The organism is Shewanella sp. SM21 (genome assembly GCF_025654335.1).
GTDB classification, from domain to species: domain Bacteria; phylum Pseudomonadota; class Gammaproteobacteria; order Enterobacterales; family Shewanellaceae; genus Shewanella; species Shewanella oncorhynchi.
Map to the genome: position 1 here is coordinate 321,540 of NZ_JAKKRL010000001.1, position 20,956 is coordinate 342,495.

18 protein-coding genes and 1 other annotated feature are annotated in these 20,956 nt (G+C 44.0%); of the genes, 5 read left to right on the forward strand and 13 right to left on the reverse strand.

Annotation, left to right across the window (positions count from 1 at the left end; genetic code table 11):
• Positions 1-49 precede the first annotated feature (49 nt).
• On the reverse strand, positions 50-1,012 hold the full coding sequence (thrB, locus tag L5L94_RS01265) for a homoserine kinase (RefSeq protein WP_263160800.1): 963 nt from the start codon (positions 1,010-1,012) through the stop codon (positions 50-52).
• The gene (thrA, locus tag L5L94_RS01270) at positions 1,009-3,477 is read right to left on the reverse strand and encodes a bifunctional aspartate kinase/homoserine dehydrogenase I (RefSeq protein ID WP_263160802.1); all 2,469 of its coding nucleotides are present in this window, start codon (positions 3,475-3,477) and stop codon (positions 1,009-1,011) included. Before thrA ends, thrB begins: the two co-directional genes overlap by 4 nt.
• Before the next feature lie 641 nt (positions 3,478-4,118).
• Between thrA and slyD the strand changes: the two genes are divergently transcribed.
• Positions 4,119-4,775: a peptidylprolyl isomerase gene (slyD, locus tag L5L94_RS01275; RefSeq protein WP_028760797.1), complete on the forward strand. Its 657-nt coding sequence runs from the start codon at positions 4,119-4,121 to the stop codon at positions 4,773-4,775.
• A gap of 237 nt (positions 4,776-5,012) precedes the next feature.
• On the forward strand, positions 5,013-5,384 hold the full coding sequence (locus tag L5L94_RS01280; protein WP_263160804.1) for a hypothetical protein: 372 nt from the start codon (positions 5,013-5,015) through the stop codon (positions 5,382-5,384).
• A 64-nt stretch (positions 5,385-5,448) separates the two neighbouring features.
• On the opposite strand, the gene trpR is transcribed toward L5L94_RS01280, so the two are convergent.
• Positions 5,449-5,724, reverse strand: coding sequence for a trp operon repressor (gene trpR / locus L5L94_RS01285; protein ID WP_028760799.1), 276 nt, complete (start codon positions 5,722-5,724; stop codon positions 5,449-5,451).
• A gap of 190 nt (positions 5,725-5,914) precedes the next feature.
• On the opposite strand from trpR, the gene L5L94_RS01290 reads away from it, so the two are divergent.
• Positions 5,915-6,364 carry a c-type cytochrome gene (locus L5L94_RS01290; protein WP_028760800.1) on the forward strand — a complete coding sequence of 150 codons (450 nt, stop codon included), beginning with the start codon at positions 5,915-5,917 and terminating at the stop codon, positions 6,362-6,364.
• Positions 6,365-6,437: 73 nt separating this feature from the next.
• Here the strand turns inward: L5L94_RS01290 and L5L94_RS01295 are convergent, their stop codons facing one another.
• A complete protein-coding gene (locus L5L94_RS01295; protein WP_263160806.1) occupies positions 6,438-7,130 on the reverse strand; it encodes a cytochrome b/b6 domain-containing protein in 693 nt (230 codons plus the stop codon).
• 299 nt (positions 7,131-7,429) lie between these two features.
• On the opposite strand from L5L94_RS01295, the gene hpf reads away from it, so the two are divergent.
• Positions 7,430-7,786, forward strand: coding sequence for a ribosome hibernation-promoting factor, HPF/YfiA family (gene hpf, locus L5L94_RS01300; RefSeq protein ID WP_173246100.1), 357 nt, complete (start codon positions 7,430-7,432; stop codon positions 7,784-7,786).
• Positions 7,787-9,451: 1,665 nt separating this feature from the next.
• Positions 9,452-9,568: a sequence feature (Phe leader region), on the forward strand.
• Between the two features lie 41 nt (positions 9,569-9,609).
• The gene (locus L5L94_RS01305; RefSeq protein ID WP_263160807.1) at positions 9,610-11,604 is read left to right on the forward strand and encodes a chorismate mutase; all 1,995 of its coding nucleotides are present in this window, start codon (positions 9,610-9,612) and stop codon (positions 11,602-11,604) included.
• 174 nt (positions 11,605-11,778) lie between these two features.
• Here the strand turns inward: L5L94_RS01305 and L5L94_RS01310 are convergent, their stop codons facing one another.
• The 9 genes from L5L94_RS01310 to rimM form a co-directional block, all read right to left on the reverse strand.
• Complete coding sequence (locus tag L5L94_RS01310) at positions 11,779-13,074, reverse strand: cation:proton antiporter (RefSeq protein ID WP_263160808.1); 1,296 nt, start codon at positions 13,072-13,074, stop codon at positions 11,779-11,781.
• Between the two features lie 43 nt (positions 13,075-13,117).
• The gene (locus tag L5L94_RS01315; protein WP_263160809.1) at positions 13,118-13,453 is read right to left on the reverse strand and encodes a hypothetical protein; all 336 of its coding nucleotides are present in this window, start codon (positions 13,451-13,453) and stop codon (positions 13,118-13,120) included.
• Positions 13,454-13,609: 156 nt separating this feature from the next.
• Positions 13,610-14,785, reverse strand: coding sequence for a hybrid-cluster NAD(P)-dependent oxidoreductase (locus L5L94_RS01320; RefSeq protein ID WP_263160811.1), 1,176 nt, complete (start codon positions 14,783-14,785; stop codon positions 13,610-13,612).
• 74 nt (positions 14,786-14,859) lie between these two features.
• Positions 14,860-16,524, reverse strand: a complete 1,665-nt coding sequence (hcp, locus tag L5L94_RS01325; RefSeq protein WP_263160812.1) for a hydroxylamine reductase — start codon at positions 16,522-16,524, stop codon at positions 14,860-14,862.
• 216 nt (positions 16,525-16,740) lie between these two features.
• On the reverse strand, positions 16,741-17,880 hold the full coding sequence (gene tyrA / locus L5L94_RS01330; protein WP_263160814.1) for a bifunctional chorismate mutase/prephenate dehydrogenase: 1,140 nt from the start codon (positions 17,878-17,880) through the stop codon (positions 16,741-16,743).
• A 27-nt stretch (positions 17,881-17,907) separates the two neighbouring features.
• Entirely contained in the window at positions 17,908-18,999 is a 1,092-nt protein-coding gene (locus L5L94_RS01335; protein ID WP_263160815.1) for a 3-deoxy-7-phosphoheptulonate synthase, read from the reverse strand.
• A gap of 260 nt (positions 19,000-19,259) precedes the next feature.
• Positions 19,260-19,613: a 50S ribosomal protein L19 gene (gene rplS, locus L5L94_RS01340; protein WP_006080791.1), complete on the reverse strand. Its 354-nt coding sequence runs from the start codon at positions 19,611-19,613 to the stop codon at positions 19,260-19,262.
• A gap of 34 nt (positions 19,614-19,647) precedes the next feature.
• Positions 19,648-20,394 carry a tRNA (guanosine(37)-N1)-methyltransferase TrmD gene (trmD, locus tag L5L94_RS01345; protein ID WP_028760810.1) on the reverse strand — a complete coding sequence of 249 codons (747 nt, stop codon included), beginning with the start codon at positions 20,392-20,394 and terminating at the stop codon, positions 19,648-19,650.
• Between the two features lie 15 nt (positions 20,395-20,409).
• Positions 20,410-20,940, reverse strand: coding sequence for a ribosome maturation factor RimM (gene rimM, locus L5L94_RS01350; RefSeq protein ID WP_006080789.1), 531 nt, complete (start codon positions 20,938-20,940; stop codon positions 20,410-20,412).
• Between the last annotated feature and the right edge of the window lie 16 nt (positions 20,941-20,956).

Genomic DNA, 20,956 nt, shown 5'->3' on the forward strand with positions numbered 1-20,956 from the left:
TAAACCTTAAATGCTAATTTGGGGTACTTAGTCTTAGCTAAATTAACTATTAATCGACTCTACGCGTGCCTTGCTCATCGAGGCGACACACGTGGGCAAAGCCCCCAACCTCGGTTAAATAATGCTGTTCTAACCAGGCTTTAGCCGCATTTGCCGTGGCTAAATCATCGGTAATCGAAAACAGCGTTGGGCCACTGCCGGAAATCCCCGTAGTCAACATGCCTAAAGCGGCTAAAGCGGCTCTGGCCTTGTCGTAACCCGGGATCGCGGCTGCGCGATAGGGCTCGGCTAACACATCCTTTAATACGCTAATCGCAAGCTTGGCATTCTGCTGGTAAGACGCATGAACAAAGGCGCTTAAATAACGGCCAAAATCGATAGTGACACTTTTATCATATTGATCTGGCATGAGTTTACGCATCATTGCCGTTGAAAGTGAAATTCCTGGATAGGCCACAACCCAATACCATTCTTTAAAACTCGGTATCGCTTCACAGACAGTGCCCGGCACATTGAGCATCAATTGCATGCCGCCCAAATAACAGGGGGCAACGTTGTCATAGTGCACACTACCGCTGATCTTCCCTTCAAACTCGCCCATCAGTTCCAGCAGTGCTTGCTCGTTATAGGGTCTATCAAAATGTTCATTCAAGGCATATAACGCCGCCACGACAGAGCTTGCACTCGACCCTAACCCACTACCGACGGGCAGGTTCTTTTCCAGTGTGAGTGCCACGCCTCCATCTGCTTTCCCCTGCGCAGTTAAAAACTCCTTACTCATGGCTGTTAAGAAGAATTCGGCACATTGGTACACAATATTGTCTTGCGGATTATCAGGCAGTTTATGGGCCCAAACGCCGGTCTGTATCAGACTCACACCCGACGCTGCCGCGGCGATAGTCACTCTGTCGCCCAGTAAACTACCATCAATCGGCGCTAATGCTGCACCGAGTAAATCAAATCCGACGCCCACGTTACCCATAGAGGCTGGAGCGTAAACAGTCAAACTCATACACTCACCTCACGAGTCCAATTCAAGGTTCTTAATACATCGGCAAAGGCGCCAGCGGCGGTCACTTCAGTCCCTGCGCCATAACCGCGCAGCACAAACGGAATGGGCTGATAATAACGGCTGTAGAATGCCAAGGCATTTTCGCCGCCTTTAACACTATAAAGCGGATCCTGTGCATCGACTTCGGCGATACGCACACGGCACACACCATCCTCAATTTGCCCAACATAACGCAGCACTTTACCTTGGGCTTTGGCCTGCGCCACTTTTGCGGCAATTGCGGCATCAACCTGCGGTAATCGTGCCATAAAGCTTTCAACATCACCTGAATCATCAAACTCGGCTGGCAATACAGATTCAACCTGCACATCACTGAGCTCTAACTTTAGTCCCACTTCACGGGCAAGAATGAGCACTTTACGCGCCACATCCATGCCACTCAAATCATCACGGGGATCGGGCTCAGTAAAACATTTTTCCCGCGCCAGACCTGTCGCTTCAGAAAGTGTCATGCCTTCATCGAGCATGCCGAAGATAAAGGATAAAGAGCCCGATAAAATACCGTTAAACTTATGCAGTTTGTCACCCGCAAATAACAGTTTTTTCAGGTTATCGATCACAGGCAAACCCGCACCGACTGTAGTTTCATATAAGAATTGGCGACGCTGTTTTAATGCCGTTTGGCGCAGTGCTTGATAATAAGCATAATCGCGAGTGTTCGACTTTTTGTTCGGCGTGACCACATGCAAACCTGAGTTCATCACATCCAAATACAGATCCGATACTTGCTCGCTCGAGGTGCAATCCACGAGCACTGGATTAAGCAATTGTTGCTCTTTCGCCCATGCGAGTAATGCAGGAATATCGCAGGCTTGCTGACTATCGGCAAGCAAGCTAGACCAATTGCTTAAGTCGATACCCGCACTGTCGAGTAACATCTTGTTCGAATTCACTATGCCGCAAACACGGATACTGATGTGCTGCTCTTTGAGCATGGCAGACTGTTGTTTTATCTGCTCGAGCAGGCCTGCCCCCACATTGCCGCAACCCACTAAAAACACATCTAAATACTGCTGCACATCGAAAAAGCCTTGATGACAAGCCGCCACCGCATGCTTAGTCTTACGCTGCTCGATCACAGTCGAAATAGACCGTTCGGACGAACCTTGGGCGATGGCGATAATGTTCACGCTTGCCTGCGCTAGCGCTTGGAAGAAACGCGCTGCCACCCCTTTGTGAGTGCGCATGCCATCACCAATCAAAGAAACGATGGCGAGCTCATGACGCATAGCGATAGGTTCAAGCAAGTCACTTTTTATTTCTAATTCAAACTCTTGCTCTAAGGCCCATTTCACTTTGGCCGAGTCAGACGTCGCCACACAGAAACTAATACTGTATTCAGAGGAACTTTGGGTGATTAAAGACACAGACACGCCGCTGCGGGAAATCGCCGCAAGGGTACGGCTCGCCATGCCAACCATGCCTTTCATGCCAGGGCCTGATATATCGAACATGGTCTGGTTATCTAAATTGGAGATAGCTTTAACCTGTAAGCCCGTTTCATCGGCTTGGTTTGATACCAGAGTGCCGGGCGCATCGGGGTTAAAACTGTTTTTGATATAACAGGGAATATGGAACTGTGCGATAGGCGCAATCGTCTTAGGATGCAGCACCTTAGCGCCAAAATAGGAGAGTTCCATCGCCTCTTGATAGCTGAGTTGTGACAACAACTTGGCATCGGCAACCACCCGGGGATCGGTATTATAAACACCATCAACATCGGTCCAGATTTCACAACTTGACGCATCTAAACAGGCGGCGAGCACAGCAGCAGAATAGTCAGAACCATTACGGCCTAACGTCACCACTTTGCCCTGTTCATCGGCGGCGGTGAAACCCGGCATTACCCATACGCGCTTTTCACCTAATGCCAACGCACGAAACCTTGGCTTACTCACAGCGATATCGACCACGGATTCTAACGGCCGACCACGACCTAGAAACAAGGCGCGCGGATCGAGTTGAGCAGATGTGATCCCCTTAGATAGCATCACTTGTTCCATCAAGGCTGCAGATAAACGCTCACCTGCCACCACGATTTCAGCACGTATGCCATCGGGACACTCTTGCAGTAAGCTAATGCCACGTAATCTATCCTGCCAAATCACCAGCTGCGCATTAAGTCCAGAAAAGAGCTGTTCACTCTGCTCACTCGACAACATTGAAGTAACTGCATCTTGGTATAGCGAGGTAAATACCCGCTCAACATGCTTCAGCACAGACGAATAATCTTCACCTTTAACTGCTACATCAACCATTTCTAGTAACGCATTTGTCACAGTCGCCGGGGCCGATAGCACAGTGGCTATGGGTTCAAGCTTAGATGACTTAGCAACGATATCCGCCGCCATCGAGAATCGCTGCCAATTTGCAAGCGAGGTACCACCAAATTTCATTACTTTCATCTTGTTCTCCTGTACCACGCCCGACTTAGAAATAAGAGCTAGAAACAAAAAAGCCCGCTTCTTTGTGGGAAGCGGGCTCATCGTTAAAATTCTTTAGGGTGTATCAGCCCGCCCCCACTGTTGTTGTAGTGGTGGTTGTAATAATGGTAGTTACTACGAAACCTAGGCTATGCATGTGTTTGGGCTAATCCATGTTAATTTCTTGATAAACAGAATTGCTTTTTTTACCCGCGCTTGTCAACCCCTAAAATGGATTATTTATAGGCAAATATTAACGCTCGATAAAATACTGCATCAAGATTCGTTAATATGAAGTTTTCTAGGGGTAAAAATGCGATTTACGCAATAGATAACTGTTGACGTCAACGTAACACGGCACGAAAACCATTAGATAATCACTTGTTTTACATCTAATTATTTATAGTGCACTTTAAAATAATGCGTTATTTGTTCTAACTCATCACTCAGGCTAAATTGACAGGCTAACGAGCAAAAATCACATTACTCATCCTTTCTACCGTAAAGCACCGACAAATTTGCCTAAAAAAAACCTGTGCGATATCTAACATAAGCCACTTCAAATTATCGCCAGCACTAAAAAAGCACGTTATTATGCGCGCACATTACGAATTGGAGGCGATATGAAGATCACTCAACACAGCGCGGTAACCATTCATTACCGTTTATCAGATCAAGAAGGCAGACTATTAGAAGACTCTTTCGACTCTGAACCTATGCTATATCTACACGGCACTGAAAACCTGATCCCAGGTTTAGAAGCCGCATTAGACGGTAAAAGCAAAGGCGAAAAACTCGATGTCACTATTAGTGCCGAAGAAGCCTATGGGCCTTATCACGATGGCCTACGTCAAGCCGTGCCATTAGAAGCCTTTGGTGATATCGAAGATATCGTCCCAGGTATGCGCTTCATCGCTGAAACTGAAATGGGTCAACGCCCAGTTCAAGTCATGGAAGTGAAAGACGATGTGGTTATCGTCGATGGCAACCATCCTTTAGCGGGCCAATCACTCAATTTCAGCGTCGAAATCGTTGACGTTCGTGAAGCCTCAGCCGAAGAAATCGCTCATGGCCACATTCATGCCCAAGGCGGTTGTGGAAGCCATGGACATGATCACGACCACGGTGGTGGATGCTGTGGCGGTTCAGGTAAACAAGAAGCGGGCGGCTGTTGTGGTGGTTCAGACCACGATCATGGACACCACCATGAAGAGCACGAAGCCTGTGACACACCTAAAACAGGTTGTGACGGTAATGGCGGCTGTGGTTGCCGCGGCTAAACAAAGCCAGATACCAGCAGTTGAACGAGAAGTTGTTTATCCGTAAGTGATTAAACAGCCATTGTTTAACCTTTTAAGATGCACGCCCTTAATTTAAGGTCGTGCATTTTTTATACACAAGCGTTTATAATATTCGTAATAGATAAATAACTGACTGGTAAATTGAAGTATTCAAATTTTATATGAATAGTTTCAATTAGATATTGATATCAACCTAAGTTAAGCGACGGAGTGCTTATGTTAACCAAACCCCTTTACGAAATTTTGCCTTTTGGCTACATGGCGCTCGGTAGTTCGAGTTTTATTGCACTCGACATCAACTATGCCTTGATAGCGGCAACTGTGATATTTGTATTAGGTGCGAGGATCTACGTTATGCGTTCTCAAAACCGTCGAACAGACTCGGCTAAGCGGCGTAAATCGGGTTATCTTCCCGAGATAATTTATAACTTCCTACCTTTTATCTATCTCTTAGCAGCGCTGGTTATCTTTAAATTCCTTCCCAAGGATCTTTACCCAATTCTGGCTATCTGTTTACTCAGCTACGGCTTATACATTCTGGTTCGTCGTTCCCTCTATCGTCGTCATAAGCTTCCCATCACGCCTTAAGGCTTAGTTCTATTCACCACAATAGGAGCAGATGATATTCATAAGAGTTGTATCCACGTGAACACTAACCAATTAGTTTTTGAACTTTCGCCCTATGCTCAGAAGACATATTCTTCAAATAATTAGAACAACGTGTAATCGTTGCAATACTGACCTCATATTCCGCAGCGATATGCCTTTGACTCATTTCCCCGTCTAGCAGCAATTGAAAGACCTTCAAACGTCCGGCAACGGCACTACGTTCTTCTTCGGTTAACAGTAAGTGAAACAACACAGAAAGATCTTCATAATTGCTGTGGCTCAAAATTTTTTCTAATACTAGATCCCAGTTAGCTCGCATAATCACCCTCATAAGTACTGTTCAAGCATTACATTAGCAGTCTAACAGATTTAGCCTACTTACAAATAAATTGTTACGTTTAGTCGTCTTATCCAGACAAAAACTGACAAAATTGCTTCTAGTACATCAAGTTAATTTGTGTACAATAGGCGTGCAATGTCACACTTCGACGCTAATTTGTGAGAATACGATGAAAAAATTACTACTTACTCTCGTTGCCAGTACCTTATTGGCTTCAACTGCTCAAGCACACAATTTCGAAGACTCTAAAGATGCAATTGAATACCGCCAATCTGCATTTGGTCTTATTGCTTATAACTTCGGCGATATGGCTGCCATGATGAAAGGTAAAAAACCTTTCGAAGCAGAAACCTTCGCAATGCGCGCAACGAATGTTGCTGCATTATCCAAAATTCCTTTCGAAGGTTTTATTGATGGCTCAGACAAAGGTGATACCGAAGCCCTAGCCAAAGTTTGGCAAGACAGAGCTGATTTTGATGCAAAAATGAAAACCTTCCAAGAGAATGCTGCCATTCTGGCTACTGTAGCTCAAAAAGGTAATCAAGCTGAAATCAAACAAGCCTTTATGGACACAGGAAAAAGCTGTAAAAGTTGTCACGACATTTATAAGAAAGATTAGTTTGACGTTGTTTTTCCCATCAAAAAGCCTGCTAAATAGCAGGCTTTTTGTTGTTCCCAAACTAAGTATAAATCTACAGAACTTGCACTATTGGCCACATTAAATAGCCAAATACCACTGCCGCGCATACAGTGAACAGCACTAAAGCAAGCCACTCAGACTTGAATCGAAGCTCGCTCTTCGCACTTGATGAAAAAGCAACCTTAGAGACTTTCTTGTAACCACTGATCATAGCACCAACTAACTTATCCCCTTTCATGGCATGAATAATCACAGCCAGTATATGAATGGCACTCAGCAAGAGGATAAGGTTAAAGTTCGTTTTGTGTAACCAAGTCAAAAATCCACTGATATCTGAACTGACATAGTTATATAGCGGACCTTCGGTAAAAATATCATCGGTCGCAAAAAGGCCTGTAACTAATTGAAGGCTAATGATCCCAATCAACGCGATGACCATATAGCCACCGATAGGATTGTGTCCAAGTACCACAGACATCCCTTTAGTTCGAATCGATCTCAAGTAATCGAGTACAACTTTGGGGTGATGAACAAAGTGGCTAAACCTTGCCGTATCGCTACCAATGAGCCCCCAGAGGATCCTAAATCCAATAAGGATCAGCAAACTATAAGCAAAAATTTGATGCCACTGCATTTCGCCCGCATCGGCACTCCACCATAAAAGTGCCAACAGACACACCATGCCCCAATGGAAAATTCGCGTGGGTAAATCCCAGACCTTAATTTTAACGTGTTCAGTATTCATAAAATGGGCAAACTCAAAGTGACCGAATAGAATAAGTAGAGGTATTTTATAGGGATTCGGGATGAAACTTAAAGTAAATATAAGTAAATAAGGGCAAAGACTGCGGAGTTATCCCATCAAATATGGCCCCATTTAGCTGGCAATACAAGGCTTTTTGGCCAAGAATTATTGATATTTGTCTAAGTGATCAAATATCCAACGAACAGTATCTAATGGACATAAAAACGTGATCTACATCTCGTTTTATAGTGCGAACCTTGGTAATCTGAAATCCAAGGAAACAACAGAAGGTTCGAAATATGCTAAAGATTACTAGCAAGCAACTTGAAGTCACATCTCCTATTCGCGAACGCATTGAAAGCCGTTTTGAAAAACTTTCAAGGCATGATGTGCAAATGATAAATCCCCATGTAATCATTACGGAGGAGAAACCTGGTTTCAAAATTGAAGCATCGGTTGGCATCCCAAATGGAGAACTCTTCGCTCAAGCAAAACATGAAAATTTATATACTGCGATTAACGCTATGGGCCAAAAATTAGAGAAGCAGCTCAATCGCATAACACACAAACCTGAAGCTCAACGCTCCACATCACTAACACCGACTAATAATGTTGCTGAAATTGACGACGAGTACGAGGAGGAAGATGCGGCATAATTTAAATCTAGTGAGTGTGAGAAACGCATCACTTTGAGAGCAATAAAGTAGAAATATTTAATCAGATCACAGTTTTTACAAAAGCTTAGTGCAATCATTTTAATGATGAAAAAAACAGTTCTTTTGACTAAATACCTACTACACTTTACAAAGTGACAACAAGAATCGAAGTGGTGCGGATTTAAATCGTTTCAAATGTTGATTTACTTTAAATTTTGATTTACAAATATTGATTAACAGATCTTAAGTTCTAAGTAACGTTACTGGATATAACTAAGGAGCACTACTAATCTAAGCTATATAGTTTTAAGTACTAAGGTTTACTGTTAATGATTAATTTTACTTATAATTTCTACGTTTAAAATTTCAAGTTTTACTTTCAACTAGGTTCCACTTTCAATAGCATGTTTGGAAAGGAGACAACACAAAAGCGAACAATTTTATTTTACAAACAATCAAGTATGTTGGCATTCACCAAAAGCAGTACTCAATTTTGACCCAATATCAGGATGACCACCAGAAACAGGCAGCATCGCTGAATAACAGAGTTAACATAAGGAGCCGAGTACAGTACAACGAGTACATTAGCAAAACCATTAACTACCAAATTTTTTATATCCACAATGGAGGCCTAGGTAAACATAAACAAAAGTCACATTAACAAAAGCTACATGAATAAAAGCGTTTATTGTAAAACGAGTCGGCACCAATGCGTGCTAAACACTGAGATAAATGAGGTAACAACTGTCACGTTTAGTTAGATGTAGATTAGTTATATGAAGAGAGTCATATTTACACTGATATGTTAGTTAGCGTTTTTAGCGTGTGATTTAATGTAAGTGTTTAATGTAAGTGTTTAATGTAAGTGTTTAATGTAAGTGTTTAATGTAAGTACAATACGTTGGTTTAATTAAAAGTCATTAGTTTACTTAGTGTTATCTTTATAGTGAAAACTGTAAATCGTATAAATGTTTATTTATGTAATGTGTTAACGTTTACCATTAGTTGAGTTTTGATATTTATAGACACCTTAAATAATGTTTACTTATCAACTAAAAAGGAGGAAATCTAGACTTGACGAAAATTGTAATAACAGTAAATGAGAGCTTTTTATACGCTCCATGTATTAACATGTTAGGTTTTAAAGTAAAAAGTAATAATGGTAATAATGTAAGTAGCAAGACCTAAACGCGTGACAAGGCTAAGCTGTTCTTACAGCAAAATGTACCTAGTACAACCAATGAGCCGTAAATCGTTTATTTTTAAATGTTCGTTTTGTTAGTGTTAGTTTTTAATGTTATAGCTCCATGCAAGTGTTAATTGTTAAAATATAAGTGCAAGACATGTCAACGTAAGTTCGCTGGTACTGCAAACTGCATAGTTTCAAGGTTATACGCTATGCTGCATAAAGTACTTGTTAATGTTCATTGTAAATGCAAGTCGTTATCTAGTGAGTTGTCAACGTTTTACTGTTACACGTAAATGTAAGATAAACGAATGTGTTATCTTGTCCCACACTGACCATAAGGAGGATAAACTCGCTTGACCATATATACATACTTGAACCAAACCAGCGCACCCTCGGGTGCGCTTTCTTTTTAGATTACCTTTAAGAAAGTTTTGATTGACAGCTAAGCCCTAGCCCTTTAGTTTTAAGACCATGAAAATGATAACAGCAGCTTTTTTTACTTTCTTTTTTACACCCCCACTCTAGGAGGCGGATTTACTGTGTAAAAACGAAAGTAAAAATCCAAAGCCTCCCAACTGGGAGGCTTTTTTGTCTTAAACGATTGATAAAATACATGGCGGCAATTGAGGTCAGAATGCATACACCACAGCCTTTAAATCAAACCCGAGAGCAGATCACCAATCTGGATAATGAACTGCTGGCATTACTCGCTGAGCGCCGTCGCTTAAGTTTAGAAGTAGCCCGTAGCAAAGAAGTGGATGTCAGACCCATCAGAGATACTCAAAGGGAAAAAGAACTGCTCGCTCGACTCGTGAAAGAAGGCAGAGAGAAAGGATTAGATGCCCACTATGTTATCTCCCTTTACCAGAGCATCATTGAAGATTCAGTATTGAATCAACAAGCTTACCTTCACAGCCGCGCCAATCCAGAGACACAAAAACAACAGTATTGTATCGCTTACCTCGGTGCTAGAGGTTCATACTCTTATCTCGCAGCTACACGCTATTGCCAACGTCGCCAAGTTGAAATGCTGGACTTAGGTTGCCAAAGTTTCGATGAAATAGTGCAAGCCGTTGAGTCTGGACATGCTGATTATGGTTTCCTGCCGATTGAGAACACATCTTCAGGTTCAATCAACGAAGTCTACGATGTACTACAGCACACCAGTCTGTCGATTGTTGGCGAAACGACGATTGAAGTCAGCCATTGCCTACTAGGAAAAGCTGGCAGTAAATTAGCTGATATCAAAACTGTCTATGCCCACCCTCAGCCTATTAGCCAATGCAGCAGATATTTAACTCAACACAAAGACTTGAGACTGGAATACTGCTCAAGCAGCGCAGAAGCAATGGAAAAGGTAAACCAAAGTCCAGATAACAGTGCAGCAGCGATTGGCAGCGCCGAAGGTGGTGCACTCTATCAGCTTGAGTCCATAGAAGCAGGTTTAGCAAATCAAAAAATCAACCAAAGTCGCTTTATCGTTGTTGCCCGCAAAGCCGTTGCCGTACCAGAGCAGTTACCCGCTAAGACTACATTGATCATGGCAACAGGCCAAAAAGCTGGTGCTTTAGTGGAAGCCTTACTGGTTCTAAAAGCGCATCAGTTAAACATGAGTAAATTAGAGTCACGCCCGATTCCAGGAACACCTTGGGAAGAGATGTTCTACTTGGATATCGACGCGAATATCTCCAGTGAATCTATGCAGGCGGGTTTAAAGCAACTCGAGCGGATCACCCGTTTTATCAAAGTATTAGGCTGTTATCCTTGCGAAACAGTTAAGCCCACGCAACTGAGCAACAGCCAGTTACTGATTGAACCTAGCACCTCTAAGGATCAAGTCATCAGTGAGAATGGAGCAAATACCAGCCCTGTTCGATATAGCAAAGCCTATAAAGAGCAAGCCAGTGAAATCAACTGCGGTGCAATGACAATCGGTGCAGGGCATGTCGGTGCCATAGCGCAAATCACGCTGAATAATGACATTTCACACTTAGCGTTATCGGCTTTCGAGCAGCAAGTGAAACAGCTTAAAGAAGCGGGATTCCAAGCCGTTTTGCTCAGCGCTGTTAATCAACTGACTATGGCAGAAGTTACTCTCGCTAAACTACGCCAAATCCTGCATCAATATGGTCTAGTATGCATTATTGCCATAGCGCAAGAAGCTGATATGCCATTAGCAGTCCAGCACGCCGATATGTTATTCCTCGCAGGCAAGCAGATGTTTAACCAAACTTTACTGACTCAAGTAGGAACCCTACCGATACCTTTAATACTTGAGCGTAACGATATGGCAAGTTTTGAAGAATTACTCACGGCAACAGAAGTCATTTTAAGCCAAGGCAATCAGCAACTGGTTCTGTGTGACTCAGGCATTAGAACCTTAAATAACGCCAATCTACCTTCACTCGATTTAGCGAGTCTGATCCAGATTAAAGCCACGAGCCATTTGCCGATTTTGATCAACCCAAGTTATGCCGTATCAGATGATGCACTATTGGTTCAAACACAAGGTATTAAACAGCTTAAAGTGGATGGATTGATACTCAATTGTCCACTAGCTAGCAGTGATGACCATGAGTCGCTTAACTTAATAAGCGCTGTGGTACGGGAATTATATCGGGCGAACTAAAGCTTTGATCTTGATTGATTTAATTTAAAGTGAAATGTGGTTAGTTCGAAGTGTGTTAAGGGAAAAATAAGACATCTTTTATCCCTAATTGACTCAGACAAGCCTGCTAGCCAGTGTGATGACTAGCAGGCTTAATATTGTTTAGTATTGCAGCGCAGTGAGCCTTTATGCATTTTAAGAAGAGCCAACAGCACTCGATGGTTCAGTAACGGCATTACTCCTACGGATAAGCCCTGTCATAGTTGAACCCTGCACTAGAATCGAAAATACGACGACGGCATAGGTCATCACTAACAACAACTCCCGCAGCTCTACACCACCAATAGCATCTATGACGATACCCTCAGGCAAACTCATCGCCATAGCGAGGGCTAATCCTCCCCTTAAACCACCCCAAATCAGAATCGTCTCAGCATAGGGGTTGTATGACTTAAACAATCGAAAGCCCAAATAAGGTAATAACACACTCATTGCACGCGCCAACAACACTATTGGTATAGCCACAAACATAAACCACCATAATGGCGCTTTGAAAGTGACTAACAAAAGTAATAAACCAAGCAATAGGAAGAGTAAGGCATTAAAGAAGGATTCAATCAGCGACCAAAAAGTAAATAGTTTCACTCGCTCGTTACGAGCAAAAAACTTAGGCACGCTGAAATTTCCTATGATGATCCCCGCACTCACCATAGCTAAAGGACCAGAAACACCAAGCACATCCGCCATGACATATCCCGCGGTTGGGATCAGCAGGGTAACCAGCATTAATTGCGTTTCTTCCTCGCAGTAGCGGAAAAAATGATGCAGCAGAAAACCAAGCACGCCACCGTAAATAACCCCACCTACTGCCTCACGAATAAATAACTCAGAGATATGGATAAACGTCAGTGGCTCGGTGGAGAAAGCCAATTGCGATATTGCCACAAAAATCACTAACCCTATGCCATCGTTAAATAAAGATTCTCCTTCTACTTGAATCGCAATATCTTCCGGCGCACCCATTTTCTTTAAAATAGCCAAAACAGCGATAGGATCGGTGGGCGAAATCAAGGCGCCGAACAGTAAGCAGTGGCTGAATTGTAGCGGGAGACCCAGCATAGGCGCGAACCAAAATAACAGCCCACCTATAATAAATGTCGACAATAAGGTGCTTATAAAAGCAAGGATTAGGATCTCCCACTTTTGATGCCTCAGTATTTTTAAGCGGATTTGTAATGCGCCAGCAAAGAGTAAAAAACCGAGCATGCCATTGAGCAGTAAAGCTTGAAAATCGAGTTTCTCTAAGCCAGAGACAAAATAAACATAAACGTCCCCACCTAAAGCCTTTCCCCCTAGGAGCAACAACAAACTCATTCCTAGGGCAATAGCAGTAATGGCCACAGTTTCCTGCAGTTTATGGACGCGAGAGGAGATAACCGAAGTCACTAGCGCCAACGCGCAGAGGACACACAGAATTTGGTAGCTGGACATAAGAGCCTCTAAAAATCATCAATTTAGAGACTCTAGCACAAGTTTAGATTTCTAAACCATCCAATAGACTTAACCACCCTTTAATGATCCTGTGGCAAAACCAAATGATCCCAAAGAGATAAATCGAAAGACTGAGCCAAGTCAGTGGAACGCAATAGCCGAGCACTAGCAAGCCAAGAAAGGCGAGATTAGAATGCCGTTGCCAACGTAAATGCGACACCAATAATGGATTACCATGGAATTGGCGTTGGGAAACATTAATGAACAAACTTAGCAGCACAGGAAGTAATAATAAGGGAAAACCCGACATCAAGGCGTACAACAAATGTCCCAGAGTACGGTCTTCAATTTTTGCGGCATAAGTGGTTGTCATTGTCATTGAGAGACTCCAGCCAGACTAATAGACTGGGCGCGAACATCATACGCCCTTGTCATTAACCTTACGTTCTCACTGAGATAAGCGCAACTAAGGATTAGAAATATTTCCATCCATTTAAAAATAAGTCACAAGTAAATGATGCTAATTAGCAGCACGTTAAAGTTTAAGTGTCACGTCGGATGCTAATGTTGTGGAGCAAGCGAGTACAAAACCGGCTTCAATTTCTGCAGTAGTCAGTGTCATCACGCTTGTCGATACCGTTTCGCCCTCCAAGACTTGACACTTACACGCGCCGCAAACGCCCGAACGACAGGCCGCAATAATCGGCAAACCTTCGGCCTCAATTCCCTCCAGCAGACTTTGTCCTTGATTTAGCGTCGTGCTTCGATCGCCAATAGACAAGGCGAAAGCCACTTCTGGTGGGTTTTCACTCGTTCCATCTGACGAGTTTGCTTGCATAAGCTGACTGCGAGCAACTTTCTCGGCCGTGGCAAAACTCTCATGGTATAACCGACTCATATCAAAATTGAGTTCGACCAATAAGGTTTTTACCGCTTGCATATAAGGTTCTGGCCCACAAAGGTAGATAGTACGCTCTGCAAAATCAGGTACTAAGGTTTGTAGCATCTGTGCACTTAACCGCCCGAAATCGAATGCTATCTTTGGTGAACACCCCAGCGTTTCAGTGACAGTCTCAAGTGCGTAGCTGAGCTTAAATGCATTAAAACGGTTGGCCATAGTCGCCAATGATGACTTAAAAATAATATCATTCTCTGACCGCGCACTGTGCATAAAAGCAATATCAGCATCAATTTGCGTATCAGTCAGATAACGCGACATAGAGTACATGGGGGTAATACCGCAACCAGCACTCAAAAAAAGGTATTTCTGCGCCGTTATAGCTAACAGATTAGCATCTAACTTTTCAGTCTCTGGCTGTTTATGGCTTAGCCGAGCAATATCAAACAGATTAAATTGCCCCGCGGGCGGCAGCACTCGTACACTCTGGCCGAGTAATAGATTGTCGATAAGATAATTAGATACGAGTCCACCCGCTACGCGCTTAATCGTCACCATCAAGGAATAGGGCCTAGATGGCGATGATGACAAGGTATAACTGCGGCACACTTGCTCGCCATTAATCTCAAGCACAAAGGTCATAAACTGACCGGGTTTATAGTCAAACTTCATCGGCTCGCCCGCTTGAAAACGGAAACTCACGACATCTGAGGTTTCATTCCAGCGTTCGACGCACACTAATTGATTAACACTTCCAGGTTTATGGGGCGAAACCGATAATGCCCGCGCTCCCGCTATCACACTCATGTTCATAGCATTTACCCACAAAACACTGCGGCCTCAGTAAACAAGCCAAAACCGCAGTTCAGCAACAATTCTTGGTTGATTTAAGCCACGTTTAACATATTTTTTAAATCGGCTTCGACTGTCGTGGTATTACGCAAGCCAAACTTATCTTCCAAAATTTTGGCTAAATTGGCCGTAAGGAACGCAGGTGGCGTCGGGCCTGTTCGAATATTTTTAACCCCGAGTGACAACAGTGTCAGCAGTACTACAATGGCTTTTTGCTCAAACCAAGAAAGCACTAAGCTCAGAGGTAATTCATTGATATCACATTCAAACACTTCAGCTAATGCAATCGCTAACTGAATCGCTGAATAGGCATCGTTACATTGGCCCACATCGAGCAAACGTGGAATACCGTTAATGTCACCAAATTCGAGCTTATTGAATTTGTACTTACCACAGCCTAGCGTCAGGATTATTGAATCCTTAGGTGTGGATTTAGCAAGTTCAGTGAAGTAGCTTCTGTCGGCTTTGTCGCCATCGCAACCGCCAACAAGGAAGAAATGCTTAATCGCACCACTCTTCACATTTTCAACCACGGCGGGCGCTGCGGCCATCAAGGCATTACGGGCAAAACCAATAGTGATAGTGTGTGGGATTTCATCATAGATAAAGCCTTCTAAGGCTGACGCTTTATCAATGACAGCCGAGAAATCATCTCCTTCGATATGCACCACACCAGGCCAACCCACTATGCTGCGAGTAAAGATACGATCACTATAACTACCCACATTTGGATCGATAATACAGTTAGATGTCATCACCACAGCACCAGGGAAATTGGCAAATTCTTGCTGTTGATTCTGCCAAGCACTGCCGTAATTTCCGACAAGATGTGCATATTTTTTAAAGGCTGGATACGCCAGTGCAGGAAGCATTTCACCGTGGGTAAACACATTGATACCCTTGCCTACAGTCTGCTCGAGAATAAGCTCTAAATCCTTCATGTCATGGCCAGAGACTAGTATGGCTTTGCCCTTAACTGACTTAGTGTTGACCACAGTTGGCTCAGGATGACCAAAGGCCTGAGTTTCACCCGCATCCAGCATTGCCATTATGCGGTAGTTCAACTGACCTATATCCATAGCCGTAGTAAACAGCTTATCGCCATCTACACTCGGCTCACCTAAGAAAGACATGATTTCATGGAAGCGCCCTGCCACATCAGCATCAGTCTGACCCAACACGCGAGCATGCTCCATATAAGCAGCTGCGCCCTTAAGGCCATATAAACACAATAACCTCAATCCCATGATGTCTTCATGAACTTCATGCTTATCTTTATTCAGCAGTGCAATCGGTGCCTGCGCTAGCATTTCAATCTTACTTGTCCCCAGCACTAACTGAGCGACTTGCGGCACTTGCTCAGCAGCAATACCGGCTTGTTCACAAGCCGCTTCGTAAGAAGCTTTTAACTGAGCACGATACTTAGCCGCCTGCTGGGTATAGGCCATAATGCGCTCATCATCGAAGTTGACGTTGGTGAGGGTCGCGAAAAAGGCTTTAGGCACAAAACTATCAATTTCAGCATCGATAATGCCCAGCTCGCGAGCTTTAACCGCATATACAGACACGCCTTGCAGCATGTAAATCAGCAAGTCTTGCAGATCGGACGTTGCCGCCAACTTGCCACACATACCTTGGGAATAACTACAACCATTGCCAGCGGGTGTACGAATGGTTTGCTCACACTGAATACAGAACATGGATAGACTCCTAATTTAAATTCATGCTTTATTTTTGCATGTTTAAAACTAGTCTACCTAAACGTGCCATAAGCGACAGGCATTTCTAAAGTGAGATGCTAAATGTTAGAGAAAGATCACCTTAAGCAATTGCTAATAAATACAGTGTGACCTGTTAAAAATCCATAAAAAAACGCCCATCAATGATGGGCGTTTTAAAGAGTAACTGCTTATTTATTAATTGGTTTTCATATCATTAACCGATTGCAGCATAATGCGGCTTTCGCGCTGGAATTGAGGGGCAAAATCCCCAAACCATTTGGCAACACTTTGGAACTGCTTAATAAACTCGTTCCTGTCACCCCGTTTTAGCAGTTCTAACGCTTCACGGTAGTTATCTAAATAATCACCAATAGCATGCTGGCTATCTTGCTGGGCAAAAATAATATCGGCGTAAAGCTCTGGGCTTTGGGCGAATAAGCGCCCTACCATAGCCAATTCTAATCGGTAAATCGGCGAGCTAAATTGTAGTAAAGTATCGATATCTGCCTCTTCCTTACACAGATTCAAACCATACACAAAGGTCGAGAAGTGACGCATTGCCTGCACTAGCTGCATCGCATTGTCGTGACGCTCTGGTTCTGCTTCGACAATCCGCGCCCCCCAAATGGCGATCTGCTCAAGCAACCACTGGTATTTTTCCGGCGAGCGACCATGACACACCACCACGACTTGCTTCGCCAGACTGCCCACATCAGGACCAAACATAGGATGAAAACCAACGACGGGACCAGAATGCGCCTCAAGCATGGCTTTAACCGGCTCAGTCTTGATGGAGGTCAAATCTGCCAGAATGCAATCTGCTGGTAACTGAGTCAGTTTTTCACGAATAAGCTCACAGGTAATCGCAATAGGCACTGTCACTAACACCATCCCCGCATCGGCAAATAAGCTATCCGCTTGCCGCCAATCGTCTTTATCGAGCAAATTCACTTGGTAGCCGGATAAGGTCAGCATTTGTGAAAATAGTCCACCGAGTTGCCCTTTACCGCCGACAATCACCACTGAACCAAGATCTTTTTTAACTTGCTTAAAACCAACATCTTTTTCATTGAGGTAAGACTCACGCATCAAGCGACGCAAAATATCTTCGATCAACTGCGGCTCGATCCCCATAGTTTTTGCTTCTTCACGGCGTTTAGCCAGCATGGCGGCTTCACGCTGAGGAGCATAAATAGGTAAACCGGCGCCGTGTTTCACCGTGCCCACTTGCGCAACGAGATCCAAGCGCTTACGCAGTAAGTGCAGTAATTGCTGATCAACACCATCAATCAGGCCGCGAAGGTGTTCTAATTCGGCCGTTGTTTTTTCATTCATACCTGAGTCCATTAAGCTGTAACCAATTTAAGCGTTAGCTACTTTAAGCATATCGAAACGCGTTGGAAGTATTGAAGATAACTTCGCTGCGCCTTCCCGTAAAATGGTTTCTGTTTTTTCCCAATTAATACAAGAATCTGTTACAGAAACACCGTAAGCAAGCTCGCTTAATGGCCTATCACAACTTTGATTGCCTTCATTTAAATGACTTTCTAGCATGACGCCAATAATCGACTTATTGCCGTTAAAAATCTGCTCGAACACATCTTCACAGACAGGCTTTTGGCGGCTGTAGTCTTTGGATGAATTACCATGGCTGCAATCGATGATCAAACGTGCATTGAGTTTGGCTTTATGGAGCTGCGTTTCACACTCTGCCACACTCGCCGCATCATAGTTGGGCGTTGCACCACCGCGTAAAATCACATGGCCATCGGGATTACCTGCAGTTTGCAATAATGCGACTTGGCCCTGTTGGTTTATGCCCATAAATCTGTGGCTACTGGCCGCCGATTTTAGCGCATTAATCGCTACATCGAGCTTACCATCGGTGCCATTTTTAAAGCCCACCGGCATAGAAAGACCCGATGCCATTTCCCTATGGGTTTGCGATTCAGTGGTGCGAGCGCCAATGGCAGACCAAGTGACAAGCTCAGAAATGTACTGAGGACTGATAGGATCGAGTGCTTCGGTGGCAACAGGCAGTCCTAACTCGGCCAACCAAATCATTAGCTCACGGGCCATTTTCAGGCCTTTTTCGACATCGAAGGATTCATCCATATCGGGGTCGTTGATCATGCCCTTCCAACCTACCGTGGTACGCGGCTTTTCGAAGTAGACTCGCATTAAGATGTAAAACTCATCACTGAGTTCATCGTGCAACTTTTTAAGCTTTAAGGCATATTCCTTAGCCGCGGTGATATCGTGGATAGAGCAAGGGCCAGTGACGATCAATACTCGATTGTCGCGCTTGTGGACGATATCAGCCACGGTTTTGCGAGCATTAAGAATATAACGATAAGCATGCTCAGAGAGTGGCAAGGCATTTTTAAGCTCTTGCGGCGTGATTAAAACTTTCTCTGAACTAATGTGTACGTTGTTAATCGTATCTTGTTGCATGCTTACCACCTAAGACTTAGTGTTTAACCCAGTTATCGAAGCAGGACTTCAAGTCAGCTTGGGCATTCATTTCGGATATAAAATAGCGTAAATCCATCGCAATGTACTTTTGTAATGCTACACCATTACAATCAGGCGACCACTATGCCTGTTCATTCTCTTTAGATCAAGTATAAATACTCAAAAAACAGCAACAAAAAACCGCCACTAGGGCGGTTTTCTGTGCGAACACTACGTCTTGTTTTCTGTAGCGGTAACTATTACTTAGTTGCCAGCTTCTCACGGATACGTGCAGATTTACCTGAACGATCACGCAGATAGTACAGTTTGGCGCGACGAACGCGACCACGACGCTTAACTTCAATGCTAGCGATCAGTGGGCTGTGCGTTTGGAAAGCACGCTCAACACCTTCGCCATTAGAGATTTTACGTACTGTGAATGCAGAGTGCAGACCACGGTTACGCTTAGCAATTACAACGCCTTCAAAAGCCTGTAAACGCTCTTTATCGCCTTCTTTAACACGAACCTGAACGACTACTGTATCACCAGCACCAAACGCAGGTACGTCTTGTTTCATTTGCTCATCGTTGAGCATTTTAATGATGTTGTTCATAACTTACTCCGTTCTAGAATTAACTGAGCTACGACTAAGCATGCTTGTTCATTGCTTCAACGAACTGCGCTAATAGAGTCGTTTGTTCGTCAGTCAGAGCTAGATTTTGCAATAATTCTGGCCGTCTAAGTAAAGTCCTACCAAGGCTTTGCTGTAAACGCCAGAGTCTAATTTGTTCGTGGTTGCCACTTAGCAGCACTGCCGGTACGTCAAGACCATCCAAGCTTTCAGGGCGAGTGTAATGTGGACAATCCAGTAAACCGTCGGAGAAAGAATCTTGCTCCGCCGAAGCTTGTTTTCCTAGCACGCCAGGAACCAATCTCGATACTGAATCTATCAGAGTCATCGCCGGTAATTCGCCGCCCGAAAGCACGTAATCCCCTATCGACCACTCTTCATCCACTTCCGTTTGAATGATGCGTTCATCAATACCTTCGTATCGACCACAGACCAAAATCAAACGTGATGATTGAGCCAACTCAGTGACGCCTTGCTGATCCAGCTTGCGTCCTTGAGGTGACAAGTAAATCACCTTCGCACCTTCACCCGCTGCGGCTTTCGCTGCATGGATGGCATCGCGCAAGGGTTGCACCATCATCAACATTCCGGGACCACCGCCGTAAGGCCTGTCATCTACCGTATTGTGTCTATCATGGGTGAAATCACGGGGATTCCACGTGTGCAACTCGAGCAGGCCGTTTTTCACGGCTCGACCCGTAACTCCAAAGTCTGTCACGGCACGGAACATCTCTGGGAACAGGGTTATTACCCCTAACCACATCTGTTGTACCTCGACTTAGAAGTCAGGATCCCAATCCACTAAAATCTGTTTACCTTGCAGATCCACCGTTTTGATGAACTGCTCAGGGACAAAGGGGATCATACGTTCCACTTTGCCGAAACTATCTTTAGCGTTGGCTTTAACGAGTAATACGTCGTTCGATCCTGTTTCCACGATCTGATCGACAATCCCCATGTTATAGCCTGTTGTATTGACCACTTCGCAACCGATGAGATCACGCCAATAGAATTCATCTGCTGGCAAATCGTTCATCTGTTCCGGCAAAATCGCAATCTCACAATTTGTGAGCATTTGCGCTTGCTCCCGTGTTTCTACGCCATCAAGTAAGGCAACAACGGCCTTGCCTTGATAACGCCACTGGGTGACCTTTATTTCACGCCACTCACCATTTTCTTTAATAAGCCAAGGTGAATAGTCAAAGATACCTTCAACAGAATCGGTATAGGCGGTGATTTTCAGCCAACCTTTAATGCCATGACAGGAGCCTAATTTCCCCAGTACGACTGGCTGTTGGTTACTGCTCATCAATCTATACCTTAAC

Excerpts from the sequence above, each read along its gene's own strand:
- thrB (WP_263160800.1), bottom strand. The coding sequence starts at position 1,012 with ATGAGTTTGACTGTTTACGCTCCAGCCTCTATGGGTAACGTGGGCGTC.
- thrA (WP_263160802.1), bottom strand. The coding sequence starts at position 3,477 with ATGAAAGTAATGAAATTTGGTGGTACCTCGCTTGCAAATTGGCAGCGA.
- slyD (WP_028760797.1), top strand. The coding sequence starts at position 4,119 with ATGAAGATCACTCAACACAGCGCGGTAACCATTCATTACCGTTTATCA.
- L5L94_RS01280 (WP_263160804.1), top strand. The coding sequence starts at position 5,013 with ATGTTAACCAAACCCCTTTACGAAATTTTGCCTTTTGGCTACATGGCG.
- trpR (WP_028760799.1), bottom strand. The coding sequence starts at position 5,724 with ATGCGAGCTAACTGGGATCTAGTATTAGAAAAAATTTTGAGCCACAGC.
- L5L94_RS01290 (WP_028760800.1), top strand. The coding sequence starts at position 5,915 with ATGAAAAAATTACTACTTACTCTCGTTGCCAGTACCTTATTGGCTTCA.
- L5L94_RS01295 (WP_263160806.1), bottom strand. The coding sequence starts at position 7,130 with ATGAATACTGAACACGTTAAAATTAAGGTCTGGGATTTACCCACGCGA.
- hpf (WP_173246100.1), top strand. The coding sequence starts at position 7,430 with ATGCTAAAGATTACTAGCAAGCAACTTGAAGTCACATCTCCTATTCGC.
- L5L94_RS01305 (WP_263160807.1), top strand. The coding sequence starts at position 9,610 with ATGCATACACCACAGCCTTTAAATCAAACCCGAGAGCAGATCACCAAT.
- L5L94_RS01310 (WP_263160808.1), bottom strand. The coding sequence starts at position 13,074 with ATGTCCAGCTACCAAATTCTGTGTGTCCTCTGCGCGTTGGCGCTAGTG.
- L5L94_RS01315 (WP_263160809.1), bottom strand. The coding sequence starts at position 13,453 with ATGACAATGACAACCACTTATGCCGCAAAAATTGAAGACCGTACTCTG.
- L5L94_RS01320 (WP_263160811.1), bottom strand. The coding sequence starts at position 14,785 with ATGAACATGAGTGTGATAGCGGGAGCGCGGGCATTATCGGTTTCGCCC.
- hcp (WP_263160812.1), bottom strand. The coding sequence starts at position 16,524 with ATGTTCTGTATTCAGTGTGAGCAAACCATTCGTACACCCGCTGGCAAT.
- tyrA (WP_263160814.1), bottom strand. The coding sequence starts at position 17,880 with ATGAATGAAAAAACAACGGCCGAATTAGAACACCTTCGCGGCCTGATT.
- L5L94_RS01335 (WP_263160815.1), bottom strand. The coding sequence starts at position 18,999 with ATGCAACAAGATACGATTAACAACGTACACATTAGTTCAGAGAAAGTT.
- rplS (WP_006080791.1), bottom strand. The coding sequence starts at position 19,613 with ATGAACAACATCATTAAAATGCTCAACGATGAGCAAATGAAACAAGAC.
- trmD (WP_028760810.1), bottom strand. The coding sequence starts at position 20,394 with ATGTGGTTAGGGGTAATAACCCTGTTCCCAGAGATGTTCCGTGCCGTG.
- rimM (WP_006080789.1), bottom strand. The coding sequence starts at position 20,940 with ATGAGCAGTAACCAACAGCCAGTCGTACTGGGGAAATTAGGCTCCTGT.